Source organism: Agrobacterium sp. GW821-FHT02D03, assembly GCF_059421725.1.
The window spans coordinates 1,789,708-1,808,429 of sequence record NZ_JBWKVN010000001.1 but is presented as its reverse complement, the minus strand read 5'-3'; the positions used below and the strand labels follow the sequence as shown (position 1 = coordinate 1,808,429).

Sequence of the window (18,722 nt, the reverse complement as noted above, 5' to 3'; positions counted from 1 at the left end):
CAAGGACTTTCACGGTCGGCCGCGCCTTCAGGCCGCGGCGACGCGCTGCGCCAAAAGTCTTTCGACAAGTGCTGCATCCAGCGTGTCGTAGCGATCGATCGTCACATCAGGTCCAAGCTCCGCCATGGGAACGTCGGTGTAGCCGAAGGTCACGCCGATGGAGGGGATCTTGGCATTCTTGGCCGCCAGGATATCGTTCACGCTGTCGCCCACCATCACGCTACGGGCCACATCGCCACCGGCTTTCTCGATGGTTCCGAGGATATGCCGGGCATCCGGCTTGCGCCACTCGAAGGTGTCTCCGCAGGTAATCGTCGCAAAGCGGTCCTTCAGTCCGAGTTTTTCAAGCAGGGGAAGGGCGAGATCAGACGTCTTGTTGGTGCAGACGGCAAGGCGGAAACCTGCGGCGGTCAGCCGATCCAAAGCCTCGGGGACGCCGGGATAAGGTTTGCTCTGACCCGGCATCTCTTCTTTGTAATGGGCAATGAACCGTTGGTGCAGCGGCTCCACGTCTTCCTTTGGCAACTCCTTGTTCCTCAGCGCAAAGGCGCGTTGGACCATGACACGAACGCCTTGGCCGACGAGATGCGTCAGGTCGTTGAAGGTGACGGGCATAAGGCCTGCGGCAGCGATCGTGTGGTTCAGGCTGTCGATCAGGTCGGGGGCGGTGTCGACCAGTGTGCCGTCGAGATCGAAAATAACAAGGGGTGAAGTCAAAGAGGAAACCTCGTCTGTCTGTGTCAATATAGCGAGAACCTACAGCATCGGCCCAAAAATCGTAACCGATTTTCGGAAAAGCACGATGCGTCTTTTCAAGGTCTGAGCAGAGCTTTGGGACTTTCCCTCCACCGATCCAGTCCAAGACGTGATCTCGTTTCGAACGAAACCCTTGAATGGTCCATTTCGAAGCAGCAAAAGGGGCTTTCGTTTGAGTTTCTAGACGTGTAAACACACGCAGTCGCAAAGGTCGGGACCAGTCATCTGTCCTCTCCGACGCACAACCACCAGGGCGAATTGGTGCGAATAGTCACCGCGCAGCCCATGAGTCAATCGGAGTTGCAGGCGTATGGATGCCCGCGAAATGAAGATCAAGGCAGCAGAGGCTGCCCTTGCCCATGTTGAAGACGGCATGCGTCTTGGCATCGGTACAGGGTCCACCGCGGAAGAGTTTGTCCGCCTGCTTGCCGAAAAAGTATCGAACGGTTTGAAAGTCCAGGGCGTCCCGACATCGGAACGCACCGCGCGTCTGTGCGTCGAGCTTGGTGTTCCGCTGAAATCTCTGGATGAACTGCCCGAACTCGATCTAACGATCGATGGCGCCGACGAGGTCGATCACGGTCTTCGTCTGATCAAGGGCGGCGGCGGTGCTCTGCTACGCGAAAAGATCGTCGCGGCCGCTTCGGCCCGCATGATCGTGATTGCGGATCAGACGAAGGTGGTCGAGACGCTGGGAGCCTTTCCGCTTCCCATCGAAATCAATGCTTTCGGCCAGATCGCAACCCGCATCGCAATCGAGAAACTGGCTTCCAAAATGGGCCTTTCGGGCGAGTTGAAGCTGCGTTCTTCCGAAGACGGACCGTTCAAAACCGATGGTGGTCATCTCATTTTCGACGCATCATTTGGCCGTATTCCTGATGCAGAAGCGCTGGCACGTCAGCTGAATACGATTCCCGGGGTCGTCGAGCACGGACTTTTCATTAATTTGGCATCGCTTGCCATCATAGCAGGGCCGGATGGCGCCCGCGTTATGCAGGCGAAAATATAATAGGAGCGAGAGAGTTCATGGGTAAAATAGCGGGACTGGGCAAAGCTGCCGCTGCTTCGATCCTTATTTCCGGCCTCGTGTTCGGCACTGCCGCACGTGCGCAGGAAATTTCTGCAGAGCATATCGCTGCTGCAAAGCAGGCAATCACGGCACTGGGCGTGACCGATCGCTTTGACAACATTCTGCCGGGTCTTGCTGAGCGTCTGAAGTCTGAACTCATTCAGTCGTCGCCAAACGTCGAAGACCAGATCACTGCGACGGTCGATGCCAAGGCACTGGAACTCGCACCACGCCGTGCCGACCTGGAGCGCGAAGCAGCGCTCACCTATGCGCGCGCCTTCTCGGTCGAAGAGCTGAAGGCCATTTCCACCTTCTACAGCAGCGATGCAGGCAAGAAGCTTCTCAAGGATGGACCCATCGCCACGCGTGAGCTGATGAAGGCCGCCGACATCTGGGCAGCTGGTATCAACCGCGATCTCAACGCCTCCAGCATGGCAGAGCTCCAGAAGGTTGCCGGCGCTGATCTTCAGCCACTTCCTGCAAATGCATCCAACATTGGCGGCGCTCCCGGAGCGACGACTGCTCCACCTGCGGCTCCTGCGCCAAAGCCATGATCGTTGGCTGATCGTTCAGTATTTTTCAAAGCCCGGAAGAGATTCCGGGCTTTTCTTTTGCCGCTACCGGCACCTATATGAGCATTAAGAAGATGCCTCGGCATCGCGCGCTCATAAGGCGCTCAGCTTCGCTTAACAGGCTGATTTTCCACGCTGCGACAGTCTATAATGTATGTCGTTCGAGCGGCTCGGCCGATGACAGGGGTTTATGATGACGTCCTATGATTACGATCTTTTTGTTATTGGCGGCGGCTCCGGCGGTGTGCGCAGCGCTCGTGTGGCAGCATCGCTTGGCAAGCGTGTCGGCATTGCCGAGGAATATCGCTATGGCGGCACCTGCGTGATCAGAGGCTGCGTGCCGAAGAAGCTTTTCGTCTACGCATCGCAATATCCTGAGCATTTTGAAGATGCCAAAGGCTTCGGTTGGACAGTCGGTGAAAGCACCTTCGACTGGAAAAAGCTGATCGCTGCCAAAGACAAGGAAATCGAGCGCCTTGAGGGTCTTTACCGCAAGGGTCTGGAAAACGCCAAGGCCGAGATCTTCGATAGCCGTGCAGAGCTTGTCGATGCACACACGGTAAAGCTTCTCAGCACCGGACAGACGGTAACGGCTGAACGCATCGTCATTGCCGTCGGCGGCACGCCAAATGCTCACACATCCTTGCCAGGCCATGAACTGACAATTTCCTCCAACGAAGCGTTTCATCTGGAAGAACTGCCGAAATCCATCCTGATTGCCGGTGGCGGTTATATCGCCGTTGAATTCGCCAATATCTTCCATGGCCTTGGGGTCGAAACGACGCTGATCTATCGCGGCAAGGAAATTTTAAACGGCTTCGATGGTGACATGCGCAAGGGCCTGCATGAAGCGATGGAAGCCAAGGGCATCCGCATCATCCTGGAAGACGTGATCCAGGACGTGAGCAAGGATGGGGCAGGTGGCTTCGTGGCCCGCACCAAGCAGGGCGCGTCGGTCCATGTTGGTCTCGTCATGCTGGCGCTTGGTCGCGATCCCAACACCAAGGGGCTCGGGCTTGAAAAGGCAGGCGTCGAGATCAATGAGAAGGGCGCGATCATTGTCGATGACTACTCGCGCACCAATGTCCCGCACATCTACTCACTCGGCGACGTCACCGATCGGGTACAGCTGACGCCTGTCGCCATTCATGAGGCGATGTGCTTCATCGAGACGGAATTCAAGAACAACCCGACAAAGCCCGATCATCATTTGATTGCGACTGCAGTCTTCTCCCAGCCCGAAATCGGCACGGTCGGGCTTTCGGAAGAGCAGGCGGCTTCGAAGTTCGAAGAGGTCGAGGTGTACCGCGCGCAATTCCGCCCGATGAAGGCAACGCTTTCCGGTCGTCAGGAAAAGACGATCATGAAGCTTCTTGTGAACGCGGCCGATCGAAAGGTCGTCGGCGCGCATATACTGGGTCATGAGGCCGGTGAGATGGCGCAGCTTCTCGGCATCACGCTGAAGGCCGGTTGCACCAAGGACGACTTCGACGCCACCATGGCCGTGCACCCGACGGCTGCGGAGGAACTGGTGACGATGTATTCGCCAAGCTACCGCATCAAGAACGGGGAAAGAGTATAACCGGGCTCTGCCGGTCGACAGGCTCGGCTTGCATGCCTTCGAATAGTCGCTCGTTGCGCTTCAACAGCGCAGCGAGCCGATCGATGGCAACCCGCATTTCCGCTGTGTGTCGATCATCGTCGTTGACGGTGATCCACAGGTTGTGAGCGAGCTCCTCAATGATCTCACCGTCTCGCACCACGCCTGGCAGAGTGTCGCCGATATAGGCGGGCAACACGCCCTTGCCGGCCCCGCTCTGGATCAGGCGCGGCAAGAGCGCTGGCGCATTTGTCCATGTGTGGATCATCTGCTCCCGATTGCGAAAGACCCACTTCTCCGCATCCGACGCCGCGACTTCCGTGCCGATTGAAATCCAGGGGGCGGATGCGGTCGTTGTGAGTCCCTCCGACCGGTAGGCGCAGTAATTGACCGTAACGGATTTGCGCACTGCGAAATTGCCATGCTGTGGGGATGCGTCAAAGACCCCGATCATTCCGCGTCGGTAGGTCAGATCGTCTTCGGGACCGAAATGCTTGCAGCAAAGTCGAAAGGCATCATCCGGTCCGCGAATGGCGCTCGTGTTTTCTGCGATGAAACCCATCAGCCAGATGTTGGAGGAAATCGAAACGATGGGTAGCGAAAAGGCGTCGCCGTGCCATTGGCTGATCTCTGCTGCCGTCCGCCTCATATGTTGAACGCGTTCAAACAGGATCACGCCGTCGGGCGCCAGCTTATAGCCCTGCTGGCTGCGGATGAAGAGCGTGCGTCCCATCGTCCGTTCGAGAAAGAGCATCTTTCGGCCGATTGTCGGCGCGCTGATGCCGGTCAGGCTTGCCGCGCCTGCCAGACCACCTTCCGTCGCAACGATATGGAAGAATTTCAGATCGTCCCAGTTTACGTCTGTCATGGAAGGCTCTCCGGCTGATAGGGGCATTCATAGCCCGATCAAGCCGACTTTGCATCGTTTGCAGGTGAAACGCGCCTTTCATTTATGCATCTACGCCAGTCGCAGCCCCTGCCTTACCTCCTGTCGGGAACACAGGAGAAAGGTCATGTTGCCGGAAACGATGTTTGCAATGGAGAGGATGACGCGTAACCAGGTCAAAGAGAAGAAGAGTGGCGATGATCACCAATGGGAGACATGGCCATCGACCCGTCTCGACCATTTCGGCTTGTTTCTCTGGCGCGTAGCGCAGCGGTTGTGCAGTCGCGATTAGCTGCAGAAACAACGACGTGAAGCAAACGGGCTTCAATTCTAGGATAATCCAGAATTCCAAGCGCTTTCCGCAGGTCCAAAAGCGTCGGTAATTGACTAGGCAAGCTCCCTGCAAAGGTTTATAAGCCGCTCAATTTTTAAAGGTGCGCACGCCCGCGCAATTTTTCGGGCGGGGAGACAGGTGAGTAGAATGGCACAGAATTGGACGCCCGGTAGCTGGAGACAGAAGCCCATCCAGCAGGTTCCGCAATATCCGGACGCTGCTGCGCTTGCAGCAACGGAAGCCCAGCTTGCAAGCTATCCCCCGCTGGTTTTTGCCGGCGAAGCACGCCGCCTGAAGAAGCAGCTTGCCAGCGTTGCCGAAGGCGAAGCCTTCCTGTTGCAGGGTGGCGATTGCGCCGAAAGCTTCCTGGAGCATGGTGCCGACAACATCCGCGACTTCTTCCGTGCCTTCCTGCAGATGGCCGTTGTCCTGACCTATGGCGCGCAACTGCCCGTCGTGAAGGTTGGCCGCATTGCCGGTCAGTTTGCCAAGCCGCGCTCCTCCAACATCGAAGCGCAAAATGGCGTTGAGCTGCCGTCCTATCGTGGTGACATCATCAACGGTATCGAGTTCAACGAAGCCTCGCGCATTCCGAACCCCGAGCGCCAGCTGGACGCCTACCGCCAGTCGGCTGCAACGCTGAACCTGCTTCGCGCTTTCGCCATGGGTGGATACGCCAATCTGGAAAACGTGCATCAGTGGATGCTCGGCTTCGTCAAGGATTCCCCGCAGGCGGATCGTTACCGTAAGCTTGCCGGTCGTATCTCCGAAACCATGGACTTCATGAAGGCGATCGGCATCAGCGCCGAAAACAATCCGAGCCTTCGCGAAACGGATTTCTTCACCAGCCACGAAGCGCTGCTTCTCGGCTATGAAGAAGCATTGACCCGTATCGACTCCACGTCGGGCGATTGGTACGCGACCTCCGGCCACATGCTGTGGATCGGTGACCGTACGCGCCAGCTCGATCACGCGCATGTGGAATACTTCCGCGGCATCAAGAACCCGATCGGTCTGAAGTGCGGCCCGTCGCTGCAGCCGGATAATCTGATCCAGCTGATCGACGCGCTGAACCCTGCCAACGAAGCAGGACGCCTGACGCTGATCTGCCGCTTTGGTCATGACAAGGTCGCCGACCATCTGCCGAAGCTGATCCGCGCCGTTGAGAAGGAAGGTCGCAAGGTCATCTGGTCTTGCGACCCGATGCACGGCAACACCATCACGCTCAACCATTACAAGACGCGTCCATTCGAGCGCATTCTGTCGGAAGTGGAAAGCTTCTTCCAGATCCACCGCGCGGAAGGGACACATCCAGGCGGCATCCACATCGAGATGACCGGCAAGGACGTGACGGAATGCACTGGCGGTGCTCGCGCCGTGACCGCCGACTCGCTGTCCGATCGCTACCACACACACTGCGACCCGCGCCTCAACGCCGATCAGGCTCTGGAACTGGCGTTCCTCCTGTCCGAGCGGATGAAGAGCGGTCGCGACGAAAAGCGCCTGGCCGTCGCCAACGCCTGATCTCGTTGACAGGTAGACATACAAGAGCCGCCGGATCGCTCCGGCGGCTTTCTTGTTTTAAGCAGAGTTACTGAACCAACACGGGCTGCATGCAGCGCAGATCCGTCACCCGCACATCCGCTTCGCCGATCTTCACGCCCAGCACGAGCAAGGTATTGTAGAGCAGCTCATCGATCGGTTTCGTCGCAGCACCCAGCGTATCGGCAAGCGCAGCCTGGAGGACCGTGGGTGAGCCGATCGTCAGGAACAGCACATTGATATCGAGATCGAGCTTCTTCAGAAGCGAGGTGACGAGCGATGTGGTGACATCCTTCGTAGAGACCTGCTTGATCTTGCCGAGCTGGATTTCCGATTGATAGAAGGTCAGTCGGCTCTTCGTCATGTTGCCGCTGTTGATCTGCGCCATGCCGTTGATCCTGACCACGGCAGAATCGACGATCGACGCTTTGGTGACGCGTGGCGTGCGCCCGAAATTGTTGAATGCGCTGGTGTCGACATTGCCGAGCGATATCTCAGCAAGACCCGGCACCACATCAATATCCACCGCGCCATTACCGGGCGTCATGCAACGGATGTCGGCAAGCCGTGCTTCCGCATTGGCCACCTCAACGTAAAGAGGGATTTGAACCTGCAGGCCGAGAAGTGCCTTCAATCCTACCACGGAAGTATCGACGGCGAGGCGTGTCTGTGCCGTGCGCACAACGGTGCCGGATGCGCCAACGGCCAAGGGCGGGGTGCTGACCGGAGGCTCGCCCACGGCAAGCGTGATCTTGGTTCCCGCAAGCCCCGGAACGGACGCGCCCGCATTGATCGCAATCTGCTTGCTTCCGTTGCCTGCAACGGCTGCAGCGGAGATCAAGTCGAAGACACCTGCCGTGACCTTGAGGTTTTCGCTGTTTCCGACCATCGAGTCCAGAAATGGACCGAGATTGACGATCTTTTCAAGAGGAAGGCTGATGCTGCTCTTGTTTGCCGTCCGCTCCAGGGTCTTGATGGCGGCCGCGACGGAGGGCGACAGGCCGCTGGTGCGCCCAAGTGCGCTGAGAAACTTGCTGACGGTCACATCCGTGGCGAGCACCTCGCGATAGGTGCCAGCCTGCAAGCCGAGGTCGACCGCAAGGACGTCGATGACCTTCAACAAATTGACGTCGGCGCTGACGAGCGCCTGATAATCCATCAGCTTTAGACTGACGGACGAACCCAGGAGCCCACTGAGAAGCGAATTGAGGATGCCTTCATTGAGTGACAGCAGACGCGACCCCACGGAGAAGGCCGCTACGCGCTGTGCTGCCGCCGTTCCGACTGCCGAAACCTTGGGTGGCGTGGTGAAGCTCGACGCAAAAAAGAGCGCCCCTCGTTCAACGATCTCGACCTTCACTGCATTGGGCGGTGTGGCATTTGCAACAAACCGCTGACCGACCTGAGTATTCGGGTCAGGCACATAGCGACCCTTGGTAATCTCGGCGTAGCCGTCCATACCAGGCACTTCACCGTTGATATCGAGAGGCACGATTCCCGTATCCGTCAGCACGCCGGCCGGAACTTTGACGCCCAGCTTTTTGCCGTTGAGCTTGAAGTGCTGCAACACCGCCTGTTCCGGATTTGGAGCGCCGGCAGCAGAAATAGCGGCAAGATCCGCCGTCTGTTGAAGCTCCCGTTTTTGCAGCGTCAGCGCCCCGTAATCGACGCCGAGTGCCAGAATGCCGGCAAAGAGCGGTGCGGTGAGCCCGGCCATGATGGCAATGTTGCCGGATGTGTTTTGCCAGAAACGCGATTGCCGAAATCCTGCTTTGTCCATGTCAGACCCCTCCGATCCGGATTGTCGAGAAACGCTTGATGGTTTTTTCCGGAATGGCGTAGGAGTAGAGGCTCCAGATCGGTAGCTCCGTCGCATCATACTCCACGGTCACGGTGAACTGATTGCTGTTGCTGAGATCGCTGCCGACCGTCACATGGAAATAGCGCTTGTCCATGAAGGCGTAGCCGAGAGCGCTTCTGGACACGAAGTCCTTTGCCAGCGCCTCGCGTTCGTTGTTGTTCAATCCGGCAATGGCGGTTCTGGCGGCATCGGCTGCCACCTGCTGCACGGAATATGCGGTCATCAGATAGATGCCATAGGCAATCATGGTCAGCAGGACCAGCAGAAAGATAGGGGCAATAATCGCAAATTCGACGGCGGATGAGCCAGCACGATTACGAAGCATTCTTGCCATAAGTCCCACGGCACCCTCCGATACGCTTGTTGCGTTATTTTCGGATATGCTAATTCAAGCGGGTTGTTTTTTTCTTAATGGCAAAGCCTTGGGTTGTGTGCCACTTTGGGATGGTCCCAATATGCCTTCATAAGTAGCGAAGATGATGGGTAACGGTTATCCGGCATAACAGGCGGACATCTGTCGTCGTCTTCAGATCAGCCGCAGGCCTTTGAAACTCACATGCCCGTCCTTGCCGATAATGATATGATCATGCACGACAATTCCAAGCGGCTTTGCTGTATCGATGATGGTCTTCGTCATATCGATATCGGCCTTGGACGGTGTCGGGTCGCCACTGGGATGATTGTGAACGAGGATAATCGCCGTTGAGGAAAGCTCCAGTGCACGCCGCACGAGCTCGCGTGGATAGACGGGCGTGTGGTCCACCGTCCCATAGCCTTGCACTTCATCGGCGATAAGCACGTTGCGCTTGTCGAGAAAGAGAATGCGAAATTGCTCTCGCGTTTCGTAAGCCATAGCGGCGTGGCAGTAATCAATAACCGACGACCACGAACCGAGCACTTGCTTGTTGCGGATTTCGCTCTTCAGCATTCTCTGTGAGACCGACGCGACGAGTTTCAGATCCAGTGCCACAGCCTCTCCGACGCCGCTGACCTCCTGCAGAAGCGCTGGCGGTGCGCCGAGAACGCCGCCAAGCGTGCCGAACCGGGTGATCAGCGCCTTGGCGATCGGCTTTGTATCGCGGCGCGGAATGAGCCTGAAGAGCAGAAGCTCAAGGAGTTCGTAGTCGGCGAGCGCCACATCGCCAATATCGCGATATTTTGCTCGTAGTCGTTCTCGGTGACCGTGATAATGCGCGATCTCCTCACCGCCTCTGGCCTTCGTCTTGGCGGACTTTGGGGCAGGAGAGGTCTCGCTGGGAAGGCCAAGGTCTACCGAGGTGCCAAACAGGTCACCCGCCCCAGAGGTTTCGCCAAATGCTGATGCTTTTCCGGTGTCGGGCGAGGGACCTTTTGCCATCTGGCGATAACTCTCCCGTTAGAGCGGTGGTAGACCGGGCCGGTCGAAGCCGCCCGGTGACAAGGTGAAGACTTCGCAGCCTGTCGCCGTCACGCCAACGGCATGCTCATATTGGGCGGACAGCGATCTGTCACGCGTCACCGCCGTCCATCCATCCGAGAGAACCTTCACATGCGGCTTGCCGAGGTTGATCATCGGCTCGATGGTGAAGATCATGCCCTCGCGAATTTCCGGGCCATCGCTTTCCTTGCCATAGTGCAAAATATTCGGCGTATCGTGGAAAAGGCGCCCGACGCCGTGGCCGCAGAAATCCGTCACCACCGAGCAGCGTTCCGCTTCAGCATAGGCTTGGATGGCAGCACCGATGGCGCCGGTCCGCACGCCAGGTCTCACCGCTGCAATGCCGCGCATCAGGCACTCATAGGTCACTTCGAGCAGGCGCTCGGCGGACCGCTTGATCTGTCCGACAGGATACATGCGGCTCGAATCGCCATACCAGCCGTCGAGCAAATAGGTCACGTCGATATTGACGATGTCGCCTTCACGTAGCGGCTTGTCGTCTGGAATTCCGTGGCAGACCACGTGGTTGATCGAGGTGCAGACGGATTTGGTATAGCCGCGGTAATTCAGCGTCGCGGGGAGCGCGCCATGATCGGCCCCGAACTCGAAGACGAAGCGGTCGATTGCGTTGGTCGCAATCCCTGGCTTTACCATGTCGGCAAGCGCATCGAGGCAACGTGCCGTCAACTGACTAGCCTTTCGCATGCCCTCGAAGTCTTCGGCATTATAGAGGCGGATGACGCCCGTGTTCTTCATGGGGGCGGATGCCGCTTCGATATAGGTGACCATTCTATCGCTTTCTGTCTGACTTTCACCTGCGTTCATAAAGCAGCAGGGGGCCAGTCGTCTATTGCAACCATCCGGTTCGCGACGATTTCCGTCGGCGAAACCTCGCACGCTATGGCATAGGCCTCCACACCACGCCGCATCGCGCGTTGAAACGCGACAGCATAAACCGGGTCGAGATCGGAATAGATTCGCATCCGATTGCAATCGGGACGCTGGATCAGATAGAGCATGATAGCGCGATAACCGGCTTCTGCCGCATCACCCAGTTCTTCAAGATGCTTGGCGCCGCGCTTCGTCGCGGTATCGGGGAATTCTGCCAGCCCAGCCTTTCGCATGAAATGCACGTTCTTGACCTCGACATAGGCATCCGGTCTTCCAGGCGCAGAGAGCAGGAAATCGATGCGAGAATTGATGCCATACCGCTGCTCGCGTTTCAGAACGTCGTAGCCGCGTAGTGATGGAATTCGATTTGCAAGGATTGCCTCTTCCGCAAGCCGGTTCGGCATCCCGGTGTTGATGCCCACCACCGTTTGATCCGCTTCCACCATTTCCAGCATGTGACGATATTTGCGCGTAGGGCTGTCATGCTCGGAGAGCCAAATCCTGGACCCGGGGGTCGTCAATCCACGCATGGAGCCCGTATTGGGGCATGATCCGGTGATCGCTGTTCCGTCATCCAGAATGGCGTCGAAGAGGAAGCGTTTGTAGCGGGAGACGAGCGTGGCGGGCACGAGCGGAGAATCAAAGCGCATGGCGCAAGTGTCTTCCCATGGCGTGGGTCATTCAAGCACATAGGTGCCTGGTGCATCGCAAAGCGGGGTGAGCCCACAATCTCCTGGAATGCGCGCTCCGACCATGTCTTTGCTCTGTCGTTCAAGCCAGTTCTGCCAATGCGGCCACCAGGAGCCGGGATGAACGCTGCTTTCCCGCTGCCAGTCGTCAAAGTCACCGGCAGGTGATGCCCCGGTCAGATATTGATACTTGCCAGCGTCAGGCGGGTTCACCACACCTGCAATGTGCCCCGAACCACCGAGCACGAACTCCACCGGCGCGCCGAAGGGCTTTGCGCCCTCGAACACCGATTTTGCCGGAGCAATATGGTCGTCGCGCGTGGCGAGATCGTAGATCGGAATAGTGACGTCCCTGAGGTTCAGCACCTTGCCATCCACCACCATCCGCCCTTCGGCCAAATTGTTTTCCAGATAGCAGTTGCGCAGATAGAAGGAATGAACGGCCGCGGCGACGCGGGTGGAATCGGAGTTCCAGTAGAGCAGATCGAAAGGTGAAGGCTGGGTACCGCGCAGATAATTGTCCACCATATAGGGCCAGATCAGATCGGACGCGCGCAGCATGTTGAAGACACTCGCCATGATCGCGCCATCGAGGTATCCGACCGCTTTCATATGCACATCGAGCGCAGCAAGCTGGGGCTCATCGATGAAGATCTTCAGATCGCCGGCATGGGTGAAGTCGGTTTGTGCCGCAAGCAGCGTGGCACTGCGGATGCGATCGTTTTTTTCCTGGACGTGAAGGGCGAGGGTGGCAGCGAGAAGGGTACCGCCAATGCAGTAACCCACCGCATTGACGTCCTGTTCTCCGGTCGCTTCTTCGATTGCGCCAAGCGCAAAATCGATGCCCTCACGAATGTAGTCGTCCCAACCTTTTTCCGCATGGCGAGCGTCCGGATTGACCCAGGAGATCATGAAGACGCTGTGGCCTTGATCGACGCACCATTTAACAAAGGATTTTCGCGCGTTGAGATCGAGAATATAGAACTTGTTGATCCAAGGCGGGATGATGAGAAGAGGGCGCTTGAACACCGTGTCCGTTGAGGGGGCATATTGGATGACCTCGCAGAGCGCGCTGCGGGTAATCACCTTGCCTGGAGAGACCGCTATATTCTGGCCGACGACGAACTGGCTGTAGTCGGTGTGGCGAAGCCTTAAGTGTCCATTGCCAGCCGCCATGTCTTCCGCCAGCTGCGCCATGCCGTTGACGAGGTTCGCCCCGCTGGTCGCAACCGTCTCGCGAAACACTTGCGGATTGGTGAAGGCGAAGTTGGCTGGAGAGATCGCCTCCGTCACCTGCCGCATATAAAAGCGCGCCTTCTCGCGGGTCCGCTCATCCAGCCCCTCGGCCTCCGTGACCATCTTTTCCGCCCAGTCGGCGGTGGCGAAATAGACCTTCTGCAGAAAATCGAAAAAGGGGTTCGCCTGCCAGTCACTATCGGCAAACCGTTTGTGGGCGCTTCGGGTTTCGCTCTGTGGTTTTTCCGCGCCAGCTTTGGTCTGCTGCTCGGATAGTCGCATTACCGATTCTTGCCATATTGCGAAGTAATTCGACAAAAGGTGGGTCTGCGCCTCGACGGAGCGCTGCGGCTCCGCCATCCAATATTCCGCCACGTCCGACAATGTCTGGAAGACATCGCTTATTGGAGTTGGGCTCGTCTGCGGAATCTCGCCGCGCTCTCTGGGAGCAAGCCACTCGGAAGCCGCCTTGCCGAGATTTTCCACAGCCCTGGCAATGTTCATGGCAAAGGCCTGCGGATCGCGGAGAATATAGGCATCGGCAGATTTGGGATCGAAACTGAACCCTTTGTCCTCAGCATCGTCGGGTCCGCCTCGACTGCCGGCCATACGTTCTCCTCCGCGGCGATTTTTGTATTTGCACATTCTGTACGAAAACGAATACAAGTTCCAGCAACACGGGCGCCGGGACAGTGCGTTCGACACGCGATAGATACCTTACAGGTGGGGCAGGAAAATGGGCAAGCATTCGGGAAGCGTAAAAACAGCATCTATGCTGTTGGTTTGCGGCTTGGTCCTTCCTTTGGCTGCCTGCACCACGCCCAAGCCTCTCGTCAATCCGGCCCATATGGAGCGACCGAAGGCGCAGATCGTCGGCCCGCAGCCGGTCACTAGCGGGCCTCTGCAAAAGCGCGACACTGGTAATTTTCCGACCTTCGCCAAGCCGATGACGGCTGCCATGCCGCAGATGGAAGAAAACGAAGCCTCGACCATGGAGCAGAACCTGACTGCACTTGGCGCTGCCCGCCGCCGTGGTCAGATCACCGAGGCGGAATACAAGCGCCGCGTTGCGGAGCTTCGCGCACTTTCAGCGCAGCAGCAGCCGACGGCAACGCCCGCCGCCTCCCAGTAAGCGAACGAAATCAACATTCTTCGTCGCTTCTAACCGGAGATGAGATGGGGCCGCTGCGTTGCCACGGCCCCATCACCGATCAATGCAGCGACGCACTCGCCGCCAGACGTTCCTGTCTGTCGTGGAGCGCAAACTTGTCGATCATGTCGGCGCTCGCCTTGTTGAAGCCCATGACTTCGACCTCGACGCCTGCCTTGCGATACTTGAGGATGACCTTGTCCAGAGCGCCCACTGCGGTGATATCCCAGAGATGCGCGGACGAAACGTCGATGACGATCTTCTCGGCCTGCTCGGCGAAATCGAACGCACCGATGAGGTTTTCCGCTGAGGCAAAGAAGATCTGACCCTCGACGACATAGGTGACCGTCTTGGCGCCCACATCCTCGCTTCGCGTGACACGGAAGAGCTTCGAGACCTTGCCTGCGAAGAAGATGCCCGACAGCAGCACGCCGACGATAACGCCCTTGGCAAGGTCATGAGTTGCCACCACGGTGACGACCGTTGCCAGCATGACGACAGACGAGGGCAGCGGGTTGCGTCTCAGGTCGAGGATAGAGCGCCAGGAAAAGGTGCCGATCGACACCATGATCATTACCGCGACGAGAGCCGCCATCGGAATGATGCGAACAAGGTCGTCCAGCACGACAATAAGGAACAGCAAAAAGGCACCGGCGACGAAGGTCGAGAGCCGCCCACGTCCCCCGGACGTGACGTTGATCACCGACTGGCCGATCATGGCGCAGCCACCCATGCCGCCGATCAGGGCGGAGGCGATATTGCCCGCACCCTGGCCGACGCATTCCTGGCTCTTGTTGCTGGGCGTATCTGTCATGTCGTCGACGATTTGAGCCGTAAGGAGAGACTCAAGAAGACCGACGGCTGCGAGCGTGACGGAATAAGGAAAGATGATCTGCAGCGTCTCCCATGTCAGGGGAACTTGCGGAATCATCAGGACTGGAAAGGTCGATGGTAGCTCGCCGAGGTCTCCGACAGTGCGAAGCTCCATTCCCGTCCACCATGCGATCGCAGTCAGTACCGCAATGGCAACGAGCGGCGAGGGGATCGCCTTCGTGACGTAGGGAAAGAGATAGATGATGGCGAGGCCCGCCGCGATCATCACATAGGTCAATGCCGGAACGCCGATCAGTTCAGGCAACTGCGCCATGAAGATCAGGATGGCGAGTGCATTGACGAAGCCGGTAATGACCGAGCGAGAGACGAAGCGCATGACGCGTCCGACTTTCAGCCAGCCTGCAACGATCTGGATCAGGCCCATTAGGATTGTTGCGGCGAAAAGATACTGAAGCCCATGGTCCTTGACGAGCGAGACCATGACGACGGCTGTCGCAGCCGTTGCCGCGGAGATCATGCCGGGACGTCCGCCGACGAAAGCTGCGACGCAGGCAATCGCAAACGAGGCGTAGAGCCCGACTTTGGGATCGACGCCGGCGATGACGGAAAAACCGATCGCTTCTGGAATCAGCGCAAGCGCGACGACGATGCCGGAGAGCACGTCTCCACGAATATTGGAGAACCACTCCTGACGGTAGTGTGAAAAAGTTCGCATGGATGAGTTACCACAGTTGATGCAACGGGCCGAGCAAAACTCGGTCCTCAAAAGATGAAACAGGTTGCGTTGCTGTGTTGTCTGGCGGATCGGCGGCCAGAAGAGCCACCCGGATTTTCACCGGGTCCTTGTGGATAACTGCTCTATAATCGAGATGTGGACGTGCTGCAACCGGCATCGTTTTGCTGAAACGCCTGAAGCACCATGGCTGTCCGTTAACGAAATCCTACTCGGATCTGCTGTTTTTGACCCATCCCGCCAATCTGACGATAACCCATTTTCTTAAACGAAAAGAGTATCTTATCGTCTAAAACTTGTTTCCAGGGAGGCCACTTGATGGCAGGCGCTGGGGAGCGTGATGATGAAGTGCTTATTTGTAGTTTTGATCCTGACCGCAACGGTGTTTACACCAGCAGAAGCCAAGGCGCCTTACATGTTTGGCGCCTCGCTGACACATTTGCACTGGGATAAGTAAAGCCCGTCAGTCGTTGCCGGCGGCGTCGTTAAGCGCGTCGAGATCGGGCACAGTGATATGCCGGTTGTTTTCGATCTGAATGATGCCCTCTTTTTTCAGCTTGGTCATCTGACGGCTGACGGTCTCGATCGTAAGGCCAAGGAAGTCCGCAATATCGGCGCGTGACAGGGGCAGGTCGAAGCAGGACACGTCACCCTTTTCAGGATCGATGTGCGTGGCGATGAGATGCAGAAAGCTCGCGACCTTTTCCTGCGCGGACTTGCGACCGAGCGTCAGCATCCAGTCCCGCGCTTCGTCCAGTTCCTTCAGTGACTGGCCGTGAAGCTTGCGCTCCATGTTCGGCACTTCGCCAATCATCCGGTCTACCACACGCCGTGGAAACAGGCAGATCTCCACATCGGTGGCGGCTTCGGCGGTCATGCTGCTTTCGGCATTGAAAGGGCGCCCGAGAAAATCAGGTGCGAACTGGAGGCCGACGATCTGCTGACGGCCGTCCGACATCATCTTCGACAACTTGATGACGCCACTGAGAATATTGGCGTAGTAGGGCACGAGTTCGCCCTGGCCAAGCAGTTCGTTGCCGGTCTCGAACCTCTTGCGGCTAGACTGACGGTTGAGCTCCAGAAGCTGCGCTGGCGTAAGAACTCCACAAAGGCCGCCATGGCGCGCCTCACAGGAACGGCACACGACGGGCATGTCTGAATTGTGGATAGTTCTCTGCAGCGTGTCCATCGCGTCACGTCCAAGTCGAACGGGTCCGACCGCAGGCGCGATCTCAAAAATCCCCGTCAAATCAAGCCCCCGAAGCCCATGTCCCCACATCGCTTCTGATGCCTTTGTTTATTAGCTAATTTGATCGAAGTCAAAGTTGCAAACTGTCGCAGCATGTATCCCTAAGTCGCAGAATTGATACATGTCAGGAAGCGAGCGCGATGGCTGAGCATTTGTTGAAGAAATATTCCGCGGCCGTTCCCCGCTACACGAGTTATCCAACGGCGCCTCACTTCCATCTGGGTATAGGAGCCGACGAATATTCCTCTTGGCTGCGGGACCTTGATTCGCGGCATCGCCTCTCGCTTTACATCCATATTCCCTATTGCGACCGGCTCTGTTGGTTCTGTGCCTGCCACACCAAACACACGCTTCGTTACGAGCCGGTTGCCGCTTATCTCAAAGCGCTTCACTGCGAAATTCAAGCGGTCGGGCGGCTTGTGTCGAAAGACATCCGCGTTACCGCCGTGCATTTCGGTGGCGGGTCGCCAACGATGGTCAGGCCGCAGGACCTGATTGCGCTGATGGATGCTCTGCGCTCGACGTTCTCATTTTCGGACGGCGCCGAAATCAGTGTCGAGATGGACCCGAACGATCTCGATCAGGAGCGCTACGATGCCCTGGCCGCAATCGGCATGACGCGGGCAAGCCTTGGCGTGCAGGATTTTGACCGGAAAGTGCAGAAGACAATCAACCGCATACAGACCTTTGAACAGACGAGATCGGTGGTGGATGCGGTCAGGGAGCGTGGAGTGCACTCTGTCAATTGCGACGTGCTCTATGGCCTGCCTTATCAAACGCTCGAGACGCTTCGCGATACCGTCGACAAGATCATCTCTTTGGACCCGGATCGCGTGGCTCTCTTTGGATACGCCCATGTGCCGTGGATGAAAAAGCACCAGACGATGATCCCGCAAGAGGCGCTGCCGGATGCGATCGCGCGATACAGGCAGATGAAAACCGCAGGCGAAATGCTGGTGCAGGCGGGTTATGAGGCGGTCGGCATCGATCACTTCGCCAAGCCAGGTGACACACTGGCGAAAGCGATGGAAGAGGGAGAGCTTCGCCGCAATTTCCAGGGCTATACCGATGACAGCGCCGACGCCCTGATAGGGCTTGGTGCCTCGTCCATTGGCAAGTTGCCGCAAGGCTACGTCCAGAACATGGTTGCGACGGGGGAGTATGAACGCATGGCTGAAGCCGATGGTCTCTGCATCGCCCGTGGCATTGCACTTTCTGTCGAAGACCGGGTGAGGGCCTTCGTGATTGAAAGGATCATGTGCGATTTCTCGCTCGATCTCTCGGCGCTCGTCGCCCTCTTCGGTCCCGCGTCTCTCCCAGCCGTTGAAGAAGCCCAGCAATTTGCAGAAGGTGATCGCGACGGGCTTGTCCATCTCGAGGCCGGTCGTTTTGCCCTGACGGAAACGGGCAAGCCGTTTGCTCGCAGCATTGCCGCAACCTTTGATACCTATCTCTCCAATGGGCGAGGGCGTCATTCTCTGGCGGTTTGAGTGTAGGGTGTAGGCAACACACATCGCCCAAAATAGAGCGAAGCATCACGAAAGCATTGGCTTTTTGGTGCAACTTCCCTATGTGGTGCGTCTGAAGAGACCTTTATAATTAAGAACACAAAGGATTACGGGCGTGACAGCTACATTCGATAAGGTTGCCGACATCATCGCTGATACCAGCGAAATCGATCGCGAAACCATTACGCCGGAAAGCCATACGATTGACGACCTCGGCATCGACAGCCTCGACTTCCTCGATATCGTTTTCGCCATCGACAAGGAATTCGGCATCAAGATCCCGCTCGAGCAGTGGACGCAGGAAGTCAACGAAGGCAAGGTTTCGACCGAAGAATACTTCGTTCTGAAGAACCTCTGCGCCAAGATTGACGAGTTGAAGGCAGCCAAGGGCTGAT

At 57.5% G+C, this 18,722-nt stretch carries 17 protein-coding genes and 1 other annotated feature; of the genes, 7 read left to right on the top strand and 10 right to left on the bottom strand.

Translation table 11 applies throughout. From position 1 onward, the window contains the following. Positions 1 to 27 precede the first annotated feature (27 nt). Entirely contained in the window at positions 28 to 717 is a 690-nt protein-coding gene (gene gph, locus AC07U5_RS08475; protein ID WP_112358453.1) for a phosphoglycolate phosphatase, read from the bottom strand. Positions 718 to 1,066: 349 nt separating this feature from the next. Between gph and rpiA the strand changes: the two genes are divergently transcribed. From rpiA to gor, 3 genes are all read left to right on the top strand, one after another. Beyond that, positions 1,067 to 1,765 (top strand): ribose-5-phosphate isomerase RpiA, encoded by a 699-nt coding sequence (gene rpiA, locus AC07U5_RS08470; RefSeq protein ID WP_113327085.1) that lies wholly within the window; start codon positions 1,067 to 1,069, stop codon positions 1,763 to 1,765. Positions 1,766 to 1,782: 17 nt separating this feature from the next. Beyond that, entirely contained in the window at positions 1,783 to 2,379 is a 597-nt protein-coding gene (locus tag AC07U5_RS08465; RefSeq protein ID WP_062437632.1) for a DUF2059 domain-containing protein, read from the top strand. Between the two features lie 211 nt (positions 2,380 to 2,590). Further along, the gene (gene gor / locus AC07U5_RS08460; RefSeq protein WP_494722764.1) at positions 2,591 to 3,979 is read left to right on the top strand and encodes a glutathione-disulfide reductase; all 1,389 of its coding nucleotides are present in this window, start codon (positions 2,591 to 2,593) and stop codon (positions 3,977 to 3,979) included. Here the strand turns inward: gor and AC07U5_RS08455 are convergent. Further along, positions 3,957 to 4,865 (bottom strand): LysR family transcriptional regulator, encoded by a 909-nt coding sequence (locus AC07U5_RS08455; protein WP_494722763.1) that lies wholly within the window; start codon positions 4,863 to 4,865, stop codon positions 3,957 to 3,959. The two genes, gor and AC07U5_RS08455, sit on opposite strands and share 23 nt — an antisense overlap. 499 nt (positions 4,866 to 5,364) lie before the next feature. On the opposite strand from AC07U5_RS08455, the gene AC07U5_RS08450 reads away from it, so the two are divergent. Then, positions 5,365 to 6,741 (top strand): class II 3-deoxy-7-phosphoheptulonate synthase, encoded by a 1,377-nt coding sequence (locus AC07U5_RS08450; protein WP_062425427.1) that lies wholly within the window; start codon positions 5,365 to 5,367, stop codon positions 6,739 to 6,741. Between the two features lie 67 nt (positions 6,742 to 6,808). On the opposite strand, the gene AC07U5_RS08445 is transcribed toward AC07U5_RS08450, so the two are convergent. The 6 genes from AC07U5_RS08445 to AC07U5_RS08420 form a co-directional block, all read right to left on the bottom strand. Continuing rightward, a complete protein-coding gene (locus AC07U5_RS08445; RefSeq protein ID WP_494722762.1) occupies positions 6,809 to 8,539 on the bottom strand; it encodes a TadG family pilus assembly protein in 1,731 nt (576 codons plus the stop codon). A 1-nt stretch (position 8,540) separates the two neighbouring features. Then, positions 8,541 to 8,954 carry a TadE/TadG family type IV pilus assembly protein gene (locus AC07U5_RS08440; RefSeq protein ID WP_494722761.1) on the bottom strand — a complete coding sequence of 138 codons (414 nt, stop codon included), beginning with the start codon at positions 8,952 to 8,954 and terminating at the stop codon, positions 8,541 to 8,543. Positions 8,955 to 9,146: 192 nt separating this feature from the next. After that, complete coding sequence (gene radC / locus AC07U5_RS08435; RefSeq protein ID WP_494722760.1) at positions 9,147 to 9,977, bottom strand: RadC family protein; 831 nt, start codon at positions 9,975 to 9,977, stop codon at positions 9,147 to 9,149. An 18-nt stretch (positions 9,978 to 9,995) separates the two neighbouring features. Further along, positions 9,996 to 10,826 carry a type I methionyl aminopeptidase gene (gene map / locus AC07U5_RS08430; RefSeq protein WP_113327088.1) on the bottom strand — a complete coding sequence of 277 codons (831 nt, stop codon included), beginning with the start codon at positions 10,824 to 10,826 and terminating at the stop codon, positions 9,996 to 9,998. 32 nt (positions 10,827 to 10,858) lie between these two features. Beyond that, on the bottom strand, positions 10,859 to 11,578 hold the full coding sequence (sfsA, locus tag AC07U5_RS08425) for a DNA/RNA nuclease SfsA (RefSeq protein ID WP_494722759.1): 720 nt from the start codon (positions 11,576 to 11,578) through the stop codon (positions 10,859 to 10,861). Between the two features lie 27 nt (positions 11,579 to 11,605). After that, complete coding sequence (locus AC07U5_RS08420) at positions 11,606 to 13,462, bottom strand: PHA/PHB synthase family protein (RefSeq protein WP_494722758.1); 1,857 nt, start codon at positions 13,460 to 13,462, stop codon at positions 11,606 to 11,608. A 181-nt stretch (positions 13,463 to 13,643) separates the two neighbouring features. On the opposite strand from AC07U5_RS08420, the gene AC07U5_RS08415 reads away from it, so the two are divergent. After that, positions 13,644 to 13,985 (top strand): hypothetical protein, encoded by a 342-nt coding sequence (locus AC07U5_RS08415; RefSeq protein ID WP_494722757.1) that lies wholly within the window; start codon positions 13,644 to 13,646, stop codon positions 13,983 to 13,985. A 79-nt stretch (positions 13,986 to 14,064) separates the two neighbouring features. Here AC07U5_RS08415 and AC07U5_RS08410 read toward each other — a convergent pair whose 3' ends face one another. Both AC07U5_RS08410 and fnrN read right to left on the bottom strand, forming a co-directional pair. Next, complete coding sequence (locus AC07U5_RS08410; RefSeq protein WP_494722756.1) at positions 14,065 to 15,552, bottom strand: SulP family inorganic anion transporter; 1,488 nt, start codon at positions 15,550 to 15,552, stop codon at positions 14,065 to 14,067. 75 nt (positions 15,553 to 15,627) lie between these two features. Beyond that, positions 15,628 to 15,683, bottom strand: a sequence feature (sul1 is cis-regulatory element that is thought to sense ions involved in sulfur or methionine metabolism; They are found in Alphaproteobacteria). Positions 15,684 to 16,033: 350 nt separating this feature from the next. Beyond that, positions 16,034 to 16,759 (bottom strand): transcriptional regulator FnrN, encoded by a 726-nt coding sequence (gene fnrN / locus AC07U5_RS08405; RefSeq protein ID WP_112519264.1) that lies wholly within the window; start codon positions 16,757 to 16,759, stop codon positions 16,034 to 16,036. A 200-nt stretch (positions 16,760 to 16,959) separates the two neighbouring features. On the opposite strand from fnrN, the gene hemN reads away from it, so the two are divergent. Then, the gene (gene hemN / locus AC07U5_RS08400; protein WP_494722755.1) at positions 16,960 to 18,309 is read left to right on the top strand and encodes an oxygen-independent coproporphyrinogen III oxidase; all 1,350 of its coding nucleotides are present in this window, start codon (positions 16,960 to 16,962) and stop codon (positions 18,307 to 18,309) included. A 133-nt stretch (positions 18,310 to 18,442) separates the two neighbouring features. Beyond that, entirely contained in the window at positions 18,443 to 18,721 is a 279-nt protein-coding gene (locus tag AC07U5_RS08395) for an acyl carrier protein (RefSeq protein ID WP_027675812.1), read from the top strand. Position 18,722 lies beyond the last annotated feature (1 nt).

Bases quoted from the DNA above. Each gene is read 5' to 3' on its own strand.
- rpiA (WP_113327085.1), top strand. From the start codon at position 1,067: ATGGATGCCCGCGAAATGAAGATCAAGGCAGCAGAGGCTGCCCTTGCC.
- AC07U5_RS08465 (WP_062437632.1), top strand. From the start codon at position 1,783: ATGGGTAAAATAGCGGGACTGGGCAAAGCTGCCGCTGCTTCGATCCTT.
- gor (WP_494722764.1), top strand. From the start codon at position 2,591: ATGACGTCCTATGATTACGATCTTTTTGTTATTGGCGGCGGCTCCGGC.
- AC07U5_RS08455 (WP_494722763.1), bottom strand. From the start codon at position 4,865: ATGACAGACGTAAACTGGGACGATCTGAAATTCTTCCATATCGTTGCG.
- AC07U5_RS08450 (WP_062425427.1), top strand. From the start codon at position 5,365: ATGGCACAGAATTGGACGCCCGGTAGCTGGAGACAGAAGCCCATCCAG.
- AC07U5_RS08445 (WP_494722762.1), bottom strand. From the start codon at position 8,539: ATGGACAAAGCAGGATTTCGGCAATCGCGTTTCTGGCAAAACACATCC.
- AC07U5_RS08440 (WP_494722761.1), bottom strand. From the start codon at position 8,954: ATGGCAAGAATGCTTCGTAATCGTGCTGGCTCATCCGCCGTCGAATTT.
- radC (WP_494722760.1), bottom strand. From the start codon at position 9,977: ATGGCAAAAGGTCCCTCGCCCGACACCGGAAAAGCATCAGCATTTGGC.
- map (WP_113327088.1), bottom strand. From the start codon at position 10,826: ATGGTCACCTATATCGAAGCGGCATCCGCCCCCATGAAGAACACGGGC.
- sfsA (WP_494722759.1), bottom strand. From the start codon at position 11,578: ATGCGCTTTGATTCTCCGCTCGTGCCCGCCACGCTCGTCTCCCGCTAC.
- AC07U5_RS08420 (WP_494722758.1), bottom strand. From the start codon at position 13,462: ATGGCCGGCAGTCGAGGCGGACCCGACGATGCTGAGGACAAAGGGTTC.
- AC07U5_RS08410 (WP_494722756.1), bottom strand. From the start codon at position 15,552: ATGCGAACTTTTTCACACTACCGTCAGGAGTGGTTCTCCAATATTCGT.
- fnrN (WP_112519264.1), bottom strand. From the start codon at position 16,759: ATGGACACGCTGCAGAGAACTATCCACAATTCAGACATGCCCGTCGTG.
- hemN (WP_494722755.1), top strand. From the start codon at position 16,960: ATGGCTGAGCATTTGTTGAAGAAATATTCCGCGGCCGTTCCCCGCTAC.